This is a genomic window from Pseudomonas sp. WS 5079 (genome assembly GCF_012985465.1).
Taxonomy (GTDB): domain Bacteria; phylum Pseudomonadota; class Gammaproteobacteria; order Pseudomonadales; family Pseudomonadaceae; genus Aquipseudomonas.
Genome location: NZ_JAAQWN010000001.1, coordinates 273,494 through 287,958, shown reverse-complemented (window position 1 = coordinate 287,958; position 14,465 = coordinate 273,494). Strand labels below are relative to the sequence as shown.

Sequence of the window (14,465 nt, the reverse complement as noted above, 5' to 3'; positions counted from 1 at the left end):
CTTCGCGAGGCAGCTCCTACAGGGATCTAACGGCGGCGGTCATCGAAGAACGCCTTGCTCCCCACCACCCGATCCGACGCCTTCGGCGCATTCGTGCCCTGGCCATCCTGCCCTTCGACATACCAATAGCAATGGCTCACCGCCCGGGTAATCCCGACATAGGCCAGGCGCAGCACCTCGTCTTTTTGCGCATTGTCGTAGGGCTCGGCATCACCGTCCTTGCCCAGGCCCGCCATGCGGTACACCTGGTTCTTGTACGGCGAGCGGGTCAGGTGCTGGCAATCACCGAGCAGAAACACCGCATCCGCCTGTAGGCCCTTGGCACTGTGGTAGGTCAGTTGCTTGAGGCGACGCATGGCGGGCGGTAAGCTAGAATCAAGATTAACTACAGATTGAATATGCTCTTGAATCAATAACTTATCACTACCTTTTCGATACAACATCAATACCGATTCGCCACGCTGATAGTGCGCCAGCAACTGCTGGGCCAAGGCTGCCTCGTCGCGATCAAGCACCTGTACCGGCACCAATGCCCGATCTACGCCGCTGGCCTTGGCCTTTTTGCCGCTGATCGCCGGTGCGGCTTTAACGATGTGTTCGGCAGCATCGATGATGTGCTGGTGACTACGAAAGTTCTCCCCGAGCATCACCCTAGTGGTGGCCGGTGACGGGAACTCCTTGTTGAACTCCATGAAGTATTTGGGCGAGCTGCCGCGCCAGCCATAGATCGACTGCCAGTCATCACCCACGCAGAGCAGCGAGGAATGCTGGGCACCGCGCCCCACATGCATCGCCGGCCCACGACTGCGGATTTCGCGCAGGCTGGCGCGGATCCACGAGACGATCTGCGGCGAGACATCCTGGAATTCGTCGATCATCAAGTGCGACAGCGGGCGCAACAGCCCATCGTTGAGCAACTTGAGGTTTTCCGGGGTGTTCTCGCCAAACAGCGAAAACATGCGGTTATAGGTCATGATCGGCGGCGACTGGTCCAGCAGGTGATCTTCCAGGGCCTTCCAGAAAATACCCAGGGCCTCGAAGAAGCCGCGATCCGGGTCATCCTTGGCAAAGCTCATCTGGCCCACAGCCGTGGGCACGTCCAGGCCGAGGTTTTCGATAAACCCGGCGGCGGTGACGAAACAATCCAGCAGCGGCGCCGAAGCCAGTTCACCCTTGACCTTGTAATCAAACCCCGGCCCCGAGGTGGTATCTGCGGCCAGGCTGCTCAACAGGCGCCTGGATGACTCGTAGCTATCTATCCATATCAATGGCTTACGACAGAAAGCTTGAAACAAGGTGCGCTTGACCGCCCATTCCGCGCGTACCGACAGCTTGGCCCCGGGGCGAGCAATCTGCGGGTTTTCCCGGGAGTCGAAACCCAACACCACCCAGGCATCCAGTTCGGCGCAGTAGCCATGGCAATGGAACGACGCACCATTGATTTCAACGCTCTGGCGGTTTGGCTCGATGCCCTGGATCGGCCATGCGCCGGCGCGCAACCACAGGTCCTCGATCACATCGCACAGCTCTTCGTCGCGCTTGGCTGCCAACTCGGTAACCGCCACGCGCTTTTGTACATCCGGGTGGTCGCGCTCCAGCTCCTTGAGCTGCAGGGCGTGGCGGGCCATGGGCGTCATCAGCTCGCGAAAGCGCGCATGCCGGCCATGGAGCCCGTGATAACAGGCGTTGAGTTGCTGGCGTTGGGCATCGTTGATGCGCAGGTCGAAGGGGTTGCTATCGGCCTCCTCGTCGTAAGTGCCGTGGTGCAGGTTCTCGAACGCCTGCAACCGCTCAAAGCCCGGCAGGCTGCGGACCATGGGCAGGATGCGCGAGTGAAAGGTGCGCACCACAGCCTGGGCTTCTTTCAAACCAAGGGGTTGGCCCCACAGCTGGAGAATCTGCATGAGCTTGTTGATGAAGTCCTTGCGCGATTCACGGGTGAAGGTCACCACGGTCATGGAGCTCAGCTCAAAGCCCAGGTAATGCGTCAGCAGCAGGATCCGCAGGACCAGCGACGTGGACTTGCCGGCACCGGCACCGGCAATCACCGAAGTGGACGGGGTGTCGCTGAAGATCATCTTCCACTGGGCTGCGCTGGGCTGCGCATGAGCCGGTAGCAGGCGGGCCACATCGGCCTTGATACGTTTTTTCAGCTCCGCGGTCAGTGGCAGGCGCCAATCGTCGAACAGGCTGTCGTCGACACCCGGGACGCGATGCTCATCGCTGCGATAATCACGGATCAACAGGACCTGGCGCCCTTCCTCGATGCCATCGCGCCTGCCCTCCTGGTAGCCATACTCCACGCCCGCCTCATGCCCGCTGCGAAAACCGTCGGCCTGGCCATGCAGCCACGAAAAACGATGCTGGGCCCGCAGGCGCGTTAAACCATGGCCAAACAGCCGGGCAGCCAGGCGCTTGAATAGCGGCATTTGCGCCAGCGGGCGCAGTTCGGGGGGCAGATCGGGAGTGTGTTGCGGCACGCGGACTCCTGCGGGGGCTTGAGCGGACAGAAACGCTATGGTCGCCGGAAACCTCCGACAGTTCCAGCCAATTGCTTTGGCTTCATGTGGTTAGGCGATGAAGTGAAGATCGGGTCGAGTTTTCGCGACCACAAACCAATCGAATAATTTGATTGAAATAAGGCATTTTTTACGCTTTTTATCGATGATGACCTGATAGAAGATAGGCCCATCAACAGGAGACGATCATGCTTGAACTTCGACCTTTTACCTCCCTGGGCGGTGCCAATCACGGTTGGCTGGATGCCCATCACCACTTTTCATTCGCTGAATACCATGACCCTAAGCGTATGCACTGGGGCAACCTGCGGGTGTGGAACGACGACATCATCGCGCCCGGTACCGGTTTCCCCCAGCATCCGCATCGGGATATGGAAATCATCACCTATGTACGTGAAGGTGCCATCAGCCACGCGGACAACCTGGGCAATAAAGGCCGCACCGAGGCTGGCGACGTACAGGTAATGAGCGCGGGCACCGGGATAGCCCACAGTGAATACAACCTGGAAGCCACGGCAACCAAGATTTTCCAGATCTGGATCATTCCCAATGAAGCGGGTTTGCCCCCTTCCTGGGGTGCCAAGCCGTTTCCCAAGGGCGAGCGCGAAGGCTTCGTGACCTTGGCCAGTGGCAAGCACGGCGACAATCAAAGCCTGCGGATCCGTGCCGACGCGCGCCTGGTGGCGGCCAACCTGAAGGCCGGGGAAAGTGCCGAGTATCACCTGGATGCAGGACGCCGGGCGTATCTGGTGCCGGCCACTGGGGTGATCGATGTGAATGGCTTGCGAGCGCAGGCGCGGGACGGCGTTGCGGTAGAGGATGAACGCGTGCTGCGAGTGACCGCGCTCGAAGACAGCGAAGTAGTGCTGGTGGACCTGGCCTGATCCCAAGCCTGGCACTAAACACACTGTGGGAGCGGGCTTGCCCGCGATGGCGTTGGGTCAGTCACCGATTCATTGACTGATCCACCGCCATCGCGGGCACGCCCGCTCCCACATTTTTTACAACTGTGTGTCAGTTCGGGGTGATGGCGCCGTCCACCAACACCTGCGCCTCTTCCACCAGGCGCTTGAGGTGATCTTCGCCAATGAAACTCTCGGCATAGATCTTGTAGATATCCTCGGTGCCCGATGGCCGTGCGGCAAACCAGCCGTTTTCGGTCATGACTTTCAACCCGCCAATCGCCTGGTCGTTACCCGGCGCATGGCTGAGGATCTGCTGGATGCTTTCCCCGGCCAACTGCGTGGACGTGACCTGCGCCGGCGCCAGCTTGCCCAGTAGCGCCTTCTGCGCCGGCGTGGCCTTGGCATCCACACGAATGGCGAAGGGTTCGCCCAGGGCGTCGGTCAGGCCTCGGTAGATCTGGCTTGGGTCCTGGCCTTTGCGCGAGGTCATTTCCGCGGCCAGCAAGGCCGGGATCAAGCCATCCTTGTCCGTGCTCCAGACAGTGCCATCCTTACGCAAAAACGAAGCCCCCGCGCTTTCTTCGCCGCCAAAGCCCAGCGAGCCTTCGAACAGGCCATCGGCAAACCACTTGAAGCCCACCGGCACTTCGTACAGGCGCCGGCCAATGCGCGCGGCCACGCGGTCGATCAAGCCACTGCTGACCACGGTCTTGCCGACGGCAGCATCAGCACGCCACTGGGGACGGTTCTGGAACAGGTAGTCGATGGACACGGCCAGGTAGTTGTTCGGCGCCAACAGCCCGCCCGACGGGGTAACGATGCCGTGACGGTCGTGGTCCGGGTCGCAGGCAAATGCCACGTCGAAGCGGTCCTTGAGGCCGATCAGGCCTTGCATCGCATAGCTGGAGGATGGGTCCATGCGAATCTGGCCGTCCCAATCCACGCTCATGAAGCGGAAAGTCGGGTCGACTTCGGTGTTCACCACCTCCAGGTTCAAACGGTAGTGCTCGGCGATGGCCGACCAGTAGCGCACCCCGGCTCCGCCCAGCGGATCCACGCCCAGGCGCAGATCGGCACTGCGGATGGCGTCCATGTCGATCACATTGATCAGGTCGGCCACGTAGGTGTTGAGGTAGTCATGGCGGTGGGTGGTGTCGGCTTTCAACGCTTGCGCGTGGGTAATGCGCTTGACCCCGGCCAGTTTGGCCACCAGCAGCTCGTTGGCCTTGGCCTCGATCCACTTGGTGACATGGGTATCGGCCGGGCCACCGTTGGGCGGGTTGTACTTATAGCCGCCGCTCTGGGGCGGGTTGTGGGACGGGGTGATGACAATGCCATCCGCCAGCCCGCTGGTGCGGCCACGGTTGTAGCAGATGATGGCGTGGGAAATCGCCGGGGTGGGTGTGTATTCATCGCCCTCGGCGAGCATTACATGCACGCCGTTGGCCGCCAGTACTTCCAGCGCACTGGCGCCCGCCGGGGTGGACAGCGCATGGGTGTCGAGGCCGACAAACAGCGGGCCATTGATACCTTGCGCCTCGCGGTACAGGCAAATGGCCTGACTGATGGCGAGCACGTGCCATTCGTTGAAGCTCAAGTCAAAAGAGCTGCCACGGTGCCCGGAGGTACCAAATGCCACGCGCTGAGTGGAGATTGCTGCATCGGGCTGGCCGGTGTAATAGGCCGTTACCAGTCGCGGGATGTCCACCAGCAATTGAGCCGGTGCCGGTTTGCCCGCAAAAGGACTGAGAGTCATGCAAAAACCTCTGAAAAGAAGGATTCGGAAAAGGAATGCAGTTTACTGGGAGTTCGACCGCCATGCGACGGTATCTATCCCACAATAATTAGGGATATTTCCCGCAACACCAAATCATCCATTCTGCCCCTGCTTGAGTGCCCGCGCCAACTCTTCCAGGACCAGGTCCAGGCTATGGTGGGAGCTGAACACATGACTCAAACGAAAGTGCTGCTGGTACAGGCCACTGACACTGAACAACTCACCAGGGGCGATCACCACCTGGCGCGCCAGCATGTTCTGGAATACCCGGCGCATATCCACAGCCTCGGTCGAGCGCAACCAATAGGTGGCGCCTGCCTGGGGCTGGCGGTATGTCACGCGCTCGCCCAGATGCTGCTCCAGACGCTTGTGCATCGCTGCCGCGTGTTCCTTGAGCAGTGCGCGCAGCTCCAGCAAGTGCTGGTCCAGGCGGCCATTGTGGTCCAGCCGGGCAATCGCCCGCTGGCGAATGGACGACAAACGAAACGCGCGCAACAGGAACTGGCGCTGCAATTGCGTGCTCATGTGCCGCGACAGCAGGTAACCATAGGGCGCTTCCGGGCCCATGAGTTTCTCGAAGGTAGAAAACACCATCAACCGCTCAGGATTCACCAGGTCCCGCAAGTAGCCGGCGCACGCCTCGAATTCCAAGCCGCCATGGATGTCGTTCTCCAGCAGCCAACAGCCATGTTGCTCCAGCAACCCTGCCAGTTGCGCCTGCTCGGCCAGGGTCAAGGCTTTGCCGGTGGCCAGGCCGGGGGTCGAGGATAACAATGCCAGTTGCACGCCCTCGCTACGCAACTGCTGCTCCAGATACGCAAGGTCCAGCCGTCCCTGCTCGTTGCACGGCCACTCGATCACCCGCACTTCGGCGTCTTGCAGCAGCCGCAGCACGAGCCAGTCACACGGCGACTCCACCAGCACCGCCGCCCCTTTGAGGGCCAGGACTTCGATCAGGATGGCCAGCACGCCCCGCAGGTCAGCGCCGATATAGACGTCATCCGCTTGCCAGCATCGTGTAGGCGAACGGGTGTAGCGCGCCGCCAAAGCCGCACGCAGCTCCCAGATACCACAGGGCTGGGAATAGGGCTGCAACTGGCGCGGGTACTGGCGCACCAGCTCACGCTCCAGTTGCAGCAATGGGCCGTCCAAGGACAGCAGTTGCGCCGGCTCATCGGCACTGAGCACCAACATCCCCGGCCTGCGCGCCCCGGCATACAGGCGCTCGAGCAAATCACCGGCGGTGCAGCACGGGGTAGTGCTGGCAATGGGCAAGGCGTAGTAACCGGACTTGGCCACCGAGTACACCCTGCCCTCCTTTTCCAGCAGTGAATAAGCGTATTGAATGGTGGAAATCGACACGCTCAAACGCTCGGCCAGGTGTCGCAACGACGGCAGCTTGACCCTCGCCTCACCGCCCACTTCATTGATCAGGTTGATCATGTAGCGATACACGGCCTGATAGGCGAAGTCTGCCTGTTTGTCCTCACTCATGACGTTTTCTGCCGTCGCACACCCACCTTCAGCGTCCTGGCACGCCGTGCGGCCCTGTGACCGGCTCCTCGCTGTTGATGCAGGCGGCATTGGCCGCCACATCGTTGCGGTACAAATGCTGCAACAACGCCAGCGGCAAACCGCTGGTATCGACAATCCAATGCTGGATCAATTCGGCCGACGCCTTGCCCTCCAGGGCTTTGTGCAGTTCGGGCAGCGCCACCAGCATGCCGGGGTGGCAGCGGCGCAAGAACGCTTCCAGCCGCTGGCCTTGTTGGATAAACGGTGAAAACAACAGGCAGACCAATTGGCTTTCTTCCAGGCCAAAAAACTCACGCGCATAGGTCGTCGCCAGCATGCGCCCGTCCGGAGTACCGGCTTGGGCAATCAGCAGTTCGGGGATTCTTTTGCGACGCATAAAACCGATGGCCTGTTCGATAAACCCCCTGACGCCCTGCTGATAGTCAATGCCCAGCAACACTTCGGCGTGCAGGCCATGCATGTGCGCCATCATCAATGGGTTGGCGTAGGCCGGGGTGCTGAACTGAAAGGCAAACTCATCTTGCTTGTAACCCATGAAATCGTTGAGCAATGCGGTGCAGTCCAGCTCCCCGGTGCATAACAGGTCGGCGACGCCGATGTAGGCCAGGTGGCGATGCACTTCCTTGGAAGATGCATCCTGTGCCGCATAGTGCTCGCCATACACATCGCGGTAATAGCCAACGCTGCAATCGTCCATGCGAGTAAACAGGGCGGTGAGCGCCAGGGGCCGGCCAGAGTGACCTTTCATGCCCGCCGCGCGGGTAGTCTTGACCAGCCACGCCAGGTATTGGTTTTGCTTGCGCGGCGAATCACTGCTGACCAGGGCGTGTACCCCACCGTCCCAGGCGGTAATGCGCCGATAGAAATCCCCCAGGGACAAGTAGCCGTCGTTACACAGGCTAGTGCGAATATCCCCGCAACTCCTATGCCCGACCATCAACATATTGCGCCGGCCGATATCCTGCCCAGTTGTCGAAGCCGGACGCAGGTGGTTGAAGGGCAAGACCTCCTGGTTTTCCACCATCATCAGCTCGACCCGGGGGTCGTCATGGAAAAACAATGCGCTGTAGCCACGATGAATGCTGTCCAGCGCGGCTTGCGTCATTCCCGTATGCCGCAGGGTTGCGACGCGCAACTGGAAACTCCTCGGCGCCCGGCCGGCGATGGTCAATTGGGCGGCACGCAGGAAGGCCAATGCATAACTGCTGCCTCTGCCGCCCCCATGGGCGACCAATACTTTGTAGTCACCGATCTGTTCGATGCCGCCTGCCGCCACAATCAACCGCTGAATCAATAATTGAAGTGCAGTTCGCTCCGCTCGCGAGAAGTAGCCCTGTAAGCGTTGCAATACTTGCTGGTAAACATAATTCATGGCTTGTTCGTGAATAGCGCTCATAGCTTTACTACCTGAAGTTAACTGTCAGTTCCGGGCAAGCAGTTAGGCGTGCCTGTCCGTCCTGCGGTTTGCTTGGAGTTGGCGCCTGTTGCGACTAAGGCTGATAGCTAAATGTTAGCACCGCACAACAAAGCGCCAGTCGGAACATCCCTGCGAAGATGCCATCAGCTGTTGAAGAAAGCCCCTACACCGGCCTGCTGGCCAGCCTAGGAACGGTCTTACAGCTTCCTAGTGGAATTTAACTCAGACAATCAAGAATGGTCTGACATATACAGCGCAGGGAAACTACCGGATTTAGTTCGCACTCTATCTACCGACCAACATCCTTTGCCCGGCATACAAGGCGACTTACTAGTTACAGCGAACCGCTGTTGTGATTTGTTTTCTGCAATCATTGCTCAGTCCTTGAGATGAAAGTGACCGGGCAATTATCAGCGCTTGCTTGATGATTAAAAGATACAGACTCAGCGTAAAAACCAGTGCAGATCAACAGCTTGGCACTTGTTGCGGGGCCCACGCAAAACGCCGCGGCTCTGGGATTCAGGGCGGCGGCGGCTTAAAAGGCAGGTTTTACAGGGGGGAACCGGTGACAGTCCTGGTGCCAAGGGCGTAGGTACTGTCCTTTCAAATGGCGTATTTGCCCCATGGGCAGCGTAGGCGGAATGTCCGATTACGAACATTCCCACAGATCAAACGGCTTCAACCTGCAACGCCACCCGCTCGCGACATGGGCATTCGTCCATATAGCGGTGTGCATCGACAAATTCGCTGAAAGCAAATACCCGGGTCTTGAGGGGTATCAGCAGCCCGTCGGCAGTCAATTGGTTGATCTCACGTAGCGCCCGTTGCAGCGCAGCCTGGTCCTGGGCGATGCCCAGCTCCGGCTTGCCAGTGAAGTTGCCGATGCAGTGCACAAAGAACTGGATGTTCTTCTGGAACGCGGCGCAGGCCGGGAATGGCGTCTGGTTGCCGCCTTGCAGGCCATACAACACCAGGCTGCCACGTGGCGCGAGCACATCGCCCAGCAGCGACATCTGCGGGCCACCCAGGCCGTCGAACACCACATCCACGCCGCGCCCATCGGTGAACTTGTTGATTTGCATCAGCAAGTCCTGCTCTTCAGTGACGATGACCTTTTCGGCGCCCAGGGACAGCAGGTACTCGCGCTCGTCCGGTGATTTGGTGGCCGCGATCACCCGCACCCCCAGGGCCTTGCCCAATTGCACGAACGAAGGCCCGGCACAATGGCTGGCATCGGTGACCAGGGCGAACTGCCCAGGCTTGGCCCGCGCCAGGTCGATATAGGCAAAGTAGGCAATCAACAGTGGCGTGTAATGCACGCTGGCCTGCACCGGGCTCAATACGTCCGGGTAACGGGTCAGGGCCGAACGGGGCAGCACAATCAACTCGCCATATACCGGGTAATCATTGGGGCTTTCGGCCGGGAAGCTAGCGACCTTGTCGCCCACCGCCAGGTCCTCGACGCCCTCGCCCAACGCCACGACCACCCCGGCCATTTCATGACCAAGGCCCGAAGGCAGCCGGGCGTGGGACGACGCCAGGTTCTGGCGCCAGAGAATGTCGTACCAACTGATGCCAATCGCCTCGACACGCACCTGCACTTCGCCCGGTGCGGGCAACGTGGCTTCATGCTCTTCGCACTTGAGCACCTCGGCCGGACCAAACTTGTGAAAACGGATCGTGCGGGACATCGCAAACCTCGCCAAAGTAACCTCTAATGCCATGAACTTTATCTGGGCTTTCGGGGCAAGGCCACCGGTCGCCATTAATAGTCGTCATGTCTGTCATTGATTCCACCGCCTAGGAAAAAACACCAGGCAGCGTAGGAAATCTGAATTAGCCGGTGCAGAGTACCAGCCTTTCCCCGTAAGATTCACGCCGGCCATTGTTATCATGTGGCCGTTCACGTCAAGTTCGCTGAATCTGCCAGGACACAAGATGAACCGTAACGACCTGCGTCGTGTCGACCTGAACCTGTTGATCGTATTCGAAACCTTGATGCATGAGCGCAGTGTGACCCGCGCGGCCGAGAAATTGTTCCTCGGCCAGCCGGCCATCAGCGCTGCCTTGTCGCGCTTGCGCGGGCTGTTCGATGACCCGCTGTTTGTGCGGACCGGGCGCAGCATGGAGCCCACGGCCCGAGCAGTGGAGATTTTCGCCCTGCTGTCGCCGGCCCTGGATTCGATTTCCACCGCCGTCAGCCGCGCCGCCGAGTTCGACCCGGCCACCAGCACCGCAGTGTTTCGCATCGGCCTGTCGGACGACGTCGAGTTCGCCCTGCTGCCGCCACTGCTCAAGCGCCTGCGCGCCGAAGCGCCGGGCATCGTGCTGGTAATCCGTCGCGTCAACTACATCCTGATGCCGGGCCTGCTGGCGTCCGGGGAGATCTCCATTGGCGTCAGCTACACCGCCGACCTGCCGGCCAACGCCAAGCGCAAACTGCTGCGCCGCAGCCTGCCCAAACTGCTGCGCGCCGACAGCGTACCCGGCGCCCTGAGCCTGGACGACTTCTGCGCCCGCCCCCACGCCCTGGTCTCGTTTGCCGGCGATCTCAGCGGGTTTATTGATGAAGAGCTGGAGAAACTTGACCGCAAACGCCATGTGGTGCTCGCGGTCCCGCAATTCAACGGCCTGGGCACCCTACTGGCCGGCACCGACATCCTGGCGACCGTCCCCGACTACACCGCCGAAGCCCTGACCGCCGCCGGCGGCCTGCGCGCCGAAGACCCGCCGTTGCCGGTGCGCAGCTTTGAACTGCACATGGCGTGGCGCGGCTCCCAGGATAATGATCCGGGGGAGCGGTGGTTGCGGTCGCGGATTCAGATGTTCTTTGGCGACCCCGATAGCCTGTAATGCAATTCCACTAAACTCCATAAAAGCGTTTTATAACAACGACTTATTGATAATTTAAGTCTACTTCCGTCTGTCTAAATCCGATGGATTCCACGACTCATGGGGCATAACTGGGGGCAAATTCCGGCTCCTTAAAAGGATGCCCCCACCGACGCTCCAGATAATGCGGTTGTTTTCAAACGAAAACTCAGCGATGCCTTGATCCGCTTGCTGACCGAACCCGGCAAACACGCCGATGGCGAAGTCCCTGGGCTCTACTTGGCGGTAAGGACGTCGAGCAAGGTCGGCAAATCCCCTTCCAAGGTTTGGCGACTGAAGTATCGCCTGCATGGAAAGGAAAACCGCTTCTCCATCGGCGCTTATCCCTACATTGGTCTCAAATAGGCGCGCGACATTGCCCGCGGTGCACGCCGCGATCATTACCGAGCTGCGCCGCCAGCGCACACTGGCGATGGCCCGGCGTGTGCGCACCATCATCCGCGCCGTCCTGGGGTTTGCTGAAGGGCGCGGCTGGATTGACCGCAACGTAGCGCTCAGCAACATTGAGGAATTGAAGATCCGCCATGTCGTCACCAGCAATCCGGCGATCGAACGGCCGGCCGATCTAGGCAGGTTTCTTCTACGCCTTGATGACTGCAACGACGGCAGCGTTGCCGCCGCAATGCGCCTGCTGGTCATGTTACCGGTCCGCCCAGGCGAACTGGTTCAGATGCGCTGGGAAGATGTCGACTGGGTGGGCGCCGATTAGCGTTATGTGGTGAGCAAGACCAAACACCTGGACAAAAGCAAACACATAGTGCCGTTGCCTGAGCAAGCCTTGGTTCTGTTACGCGAGCCACATAGAATCCGCGTGGTGGGTGAAGAAGGCAAAGGCTGGGTGTTCGTCTCACCGGTTTACTTACCGAAAGACTTAACGGACATCTGAAGAGGCGTGGGAGCTGTGCAGGTTACTCAGATAAGTCTCGTTATCGCGAAAGTCAGCAGGGCAGATCCGGTACAAACTGAACACACGGCTTTCTGGCGTTTTGCGCAGGGGCGTTCGTAAGTTTCTGTTTCTAATAGCCCCCCCGCGCCACGAGTTCAAGCATCCGCAGGCCTATGAGTAAAAAAGAAAAACAGCAGACCTGATATCGCCAGGCATGCCAGGCCTGCGCAGATCATGACGAGACCAAAGCCACCCGCCATCGCTGACCTGTAAAGATCGACAATCCAGGGCTGAGTCGACGGAAAAACATGGTCCACTATCGCTCGTCGAGCCAAATAAGCTCCATGACTTGGCCCACTGTCTTGTATTTCAACAGTAAGCCTATTGACCGCATAAACACTCATGGTGCTACCTAAAATAGCGATTCCCAAAGCCATTCCGGTCTGCCTCAAGGCGTTCATTGTCGCGGATGCAATGCCGGCACGTTCAGGCGGGACGCAGCCCATGACCATCATGCCGGTTGCGGGTACTGATAACCCTGTTCCAAAACCCAGTACGGCAAGGATCAATCCAATCCCGAGATAGGGAGTCCATGGATTGAAAACGACCATGGCGCACAAGGCCAGACCTATCAGCGCATAACCTGTGACCATCAGGAACTTCATCGAGAACCGCGCCACGAATCGCCCGAAAAACAAGGAGGCCAGTGCCATCATGACGAACTGCGGCATTAGTTTCCAACCAGTAATCTCCGGGCTGCTCCCCTGTACTTGCTGGAGAAAAAGGGACAAAAAGAAGAGGCTGCTGTAACTGGAGAAGCCGAGAATAAACGACGCCAGATTGGCCAGCACCAGCGGGCGACTACGGAATAATTTGATCGGAAACAGAGGCCGTTTGACGCGCAACTCAACCCATACGAATGCGATGAAGCCCACTGCGGCAGTAAGCAAAGGGATTAAAACCCTATCGGGCGAACTGCCATGTTCCCCGATTCCAATGAGGCCATAGCTGAGGGCCCCCAGCCATAGCATGCTAAGCGCCTGCCCTGCTGGATCGAACGCCGCGTGATCGAGATGCTTGCGCTCGGGAATACCATACGCACCCAGCACAGTTGCCAGAATGCCAAGCGGGACATTGACCAGGAAAATGCTCTGCCACCCGACACGCTCGACCAATATCCCCCCCACTAACGGCCCGCAAATCAACGCGAGTGCGCTAAAAGCGGACCACCCGCCAATCGCCCGCGCCCGCTGGCCGGGATCAGGGAATGCGTGAGCCAGAATCGGCATTGCCCCCGGTATAAGCATAGCGCCGGCAACGCCTTGGACAGCTCGCCCCCACAAAAGCATCGGCAGTTGGCTAGCCAGCGAGCAGATGACCGATCCAACCACAAAGAGCAAAACGCTACCAAGCCAAACCCGTTTGTGCCCATAGCGATCACCAAGAGGTCCGGCAGATAGCATCACCGCGGACAATGCGACTGCATAGATGTTGACGACCCATTGAAGACCCGCCAAGTCAGTTTGTAACGCTGTCTGAAGGGTAGGCAGTGCGACGTTGACGATGCTGATGTCCAGCGTCGCGAGAAATGTTCCGAGATAGGCGGCAGCGACCAAGGCGTGAATTCGATATTTGCGCATCGGAGTCCAATTTACGTTAAGGAACTTACCTTGATCCTATCCACTGACTGACAGTCAGTCAATAAGAAGACTTCGCTTGATGGCGTCGCCAAGATACAATTGACCGACCGATAGTCAGGGCTGAAAGGCTCGTACAGATGCCTCTTCCTCTCCTAGCCAGTCAACTTTTATGCAGGGCCCCAAACAGCGATGAAATATAAGAAAAGCCAAGTCGAGCCACCTACCTCGAAAACGCCGCGAACCAAGCCTGCGCACATACGCCTCGATGAATTGATGGCCGCCGCAGAAACGCTGTTTTTAGCGCAGGGCGTCGAAGCCACTACCATTGACGGGATCGCCGAACTGGCGCAGGTAGCGAAGGGTACTTTTTATATTTACTTTTCTTCCAAAAATGAGTTGCTTGAAGCGATGGGGCAACGTTACACCGCGCAGTTCCTGCGTCGTCTTGAGGAAGAGGTGGATAAGTGCGCTCCCGGAGATTGGCTGGCGCGCCTGCGCACCTGGATCCATACAAACGTTATTGCCTATGTCGAAACGTATAGAACGCACGACATCGTTTACACAAACCACCATCACCATAATCGTAGCAATCAAGAAAAAAATGCCATCCTGGAACAGTTGCAAGACATTCTGCTGGGAGGCAACGAAGCAGGCACCTGGCGATTTGATCAGCCCCGAATCACGGCCTTGATAATCTATGCCGGCGTGCATGGGGTCACCGATGATGCGATCGCTAATGAGGGCACCGACTGTGAGCAATTTGCTCGTGATGTTACCTCCGTATGCCTTCGCCTGATTAACGTGGCTGAGGAGTCCAACTGAAAGCCCGGCCGCTGATGTTGAAAATCAGTGGCAAGCGTTATCTCCAAAGCGGCACCTATCGACTCCGCTTT

9 protein-coding genes and 1 pseudogene are annotated in these 14,465 nt (G+C 58.9%); 4 read left to right on the top strand and 6 right to left on the bottom strand.

Translation table 11 applies throughout. The features are described from left to right. Positions 1–26 precede the first annotated feature (26 nt). On the bottom strand, positions 27–2,480 hold the full coding sequence (locus HBO05_RS01340; RefSeq protein WP_172311356.1) for a UvrD-helicase domain-containing protein: 2,454 nt from the start codon (positions 2,478–2,480) through the stop codon (positions 27–29). 227 nt (positions 2,481–2,707) lie between these two features. On the opposite strand from HBO05_RS01340, the gene HBO05_RS01335 reads away from it, so the two are divergent. Then, positions 2,708–3,403, top strand: a complete 696-nt coding sequence (locus HBO05_RS01335; protein WP_170041437.1) for a pirin family protein — start codon at positions 2,708–2,710, stop codon at positions 3,401–3,403. A 130-nt stretch (positions 3,404–3,533) separates the two neighbouring features. Here HBO05_RS01335 and pgm read toward each other — a convergent pair whose 3' ends face one another. The 4 genes from pgm to HBO05_RS01315 form a co-directional block, all read right to left on the bottom strand. Then, positions 3,534–5,180: a phosphoglucomutase (alpha-D-glucose-1,6-bisphosphate-dependent) gene (gene pgm, locus HBO05_RS01330; protein WP_170041438.1), complete on the bottom strand. Its 1,647-nt coding sequence runs from the start codon at positions 5,178–5,180 to the stop codon at positions 3,534–3,536. Between the two features lie 114 nt (positions 5,181–5,294). Then, positions 5,295–6,695: a PLP-dependent aminotransferase family protein gene (locus tag HBO05_RS01325; protein ID WP_170041439.1), complete on the bottom strand. Its 1,401-nt coding sequence runs from the start codon at positions 6,693–6,695 to the stop codon at positions 5,295–5,297. A gap of 28 nt (positions 6,696–6,723) precedes the next feature. Then, positions 6,724–8,133, bottom strand: coding sequence for a hypothetical protein (locus tag HBO05_RS01320; RefSeq protein ID WP_262381361.1), 1,410 nt, complete (start codon positions 8,131–8,133; stop codon positions 6,724–6,726). A gap of 689 nt (positions 8,134–8,822) precedes the next feature. Next, the gene (locus HBO05_RS01315) at positions 8,823–9,845 is read right to left on the bottom strand and encodes a zinc-dependent alcohol dehydrogenase family protein (protein ID WP_169951539.1); all 1,023 of its coding nucleotides are present in this window, start codon (positions 9,843–9,845) and stop codon (positions 8,823–8,825) included. 247 nt (positions 9,846–10,092) lie between these two features. Between HBO05_RS01315 and HBO05_RS01310 the strand changes: the two genes are divergently transcribed. Together HBO05_RS01310 and HBO05_RS01305 are read left to right on the top strand one after the other, a co-directional pair. Beyond that, positions 10,093–11,007, top strand: a complete 915-nt coding sequence (locus HBO05_RS01310; RefSeq protein WP_262376887.1) for a LysR family transcriptional regulator — start codon at positions 10,093–10,095, stop codon at positions 11,005–11,007. A 198-nt stretch (positions 11,008–11,205) separates the two neighbouring features. Continuing rightward, positions 11,206–11,905 (top strand): annotated as a pseudogene (locus tag HBO05_RS01305) (integrase family protein); the annotation flags it as partial. A gap of 182 nt (positions 11,906–12,087) precedes the next feature. Here HBO05_RS01305 and HBO05_RS01300 read toward each other — a convergent pair. Continuing rightward, complete coding sequence (locus tag HBO05_RS01300) at positions 12,088–13,572, bottom strand: DHA2 family efflux MFS transporter permease subunit (protein ID WP_170057353.1); 1,485 nt, start codon at positions 13,570–13,572, stop codon at positions 12,088–12,090. A gap of 189 nt (positions 13,573–13,761) precedes the next feature. Here HBO05_RS01300 and HBO05_RS01295 point away from each other — a divergent pair, with 189 nt between their 5' ends. Beyond that, complete coding sequence (locus HBO05_RS01295; protein ID WP_169951535.1) at positions 13,762–14,394, top strand: TetR/AcrR family transcriptional regulator; 633 nt, start codon at positions 13,762–13,764, stop codon at positions 14,392–14,394. The last annotated feature ends 71 nt before the right edge of the window (positions 14,395–14,465 follow it).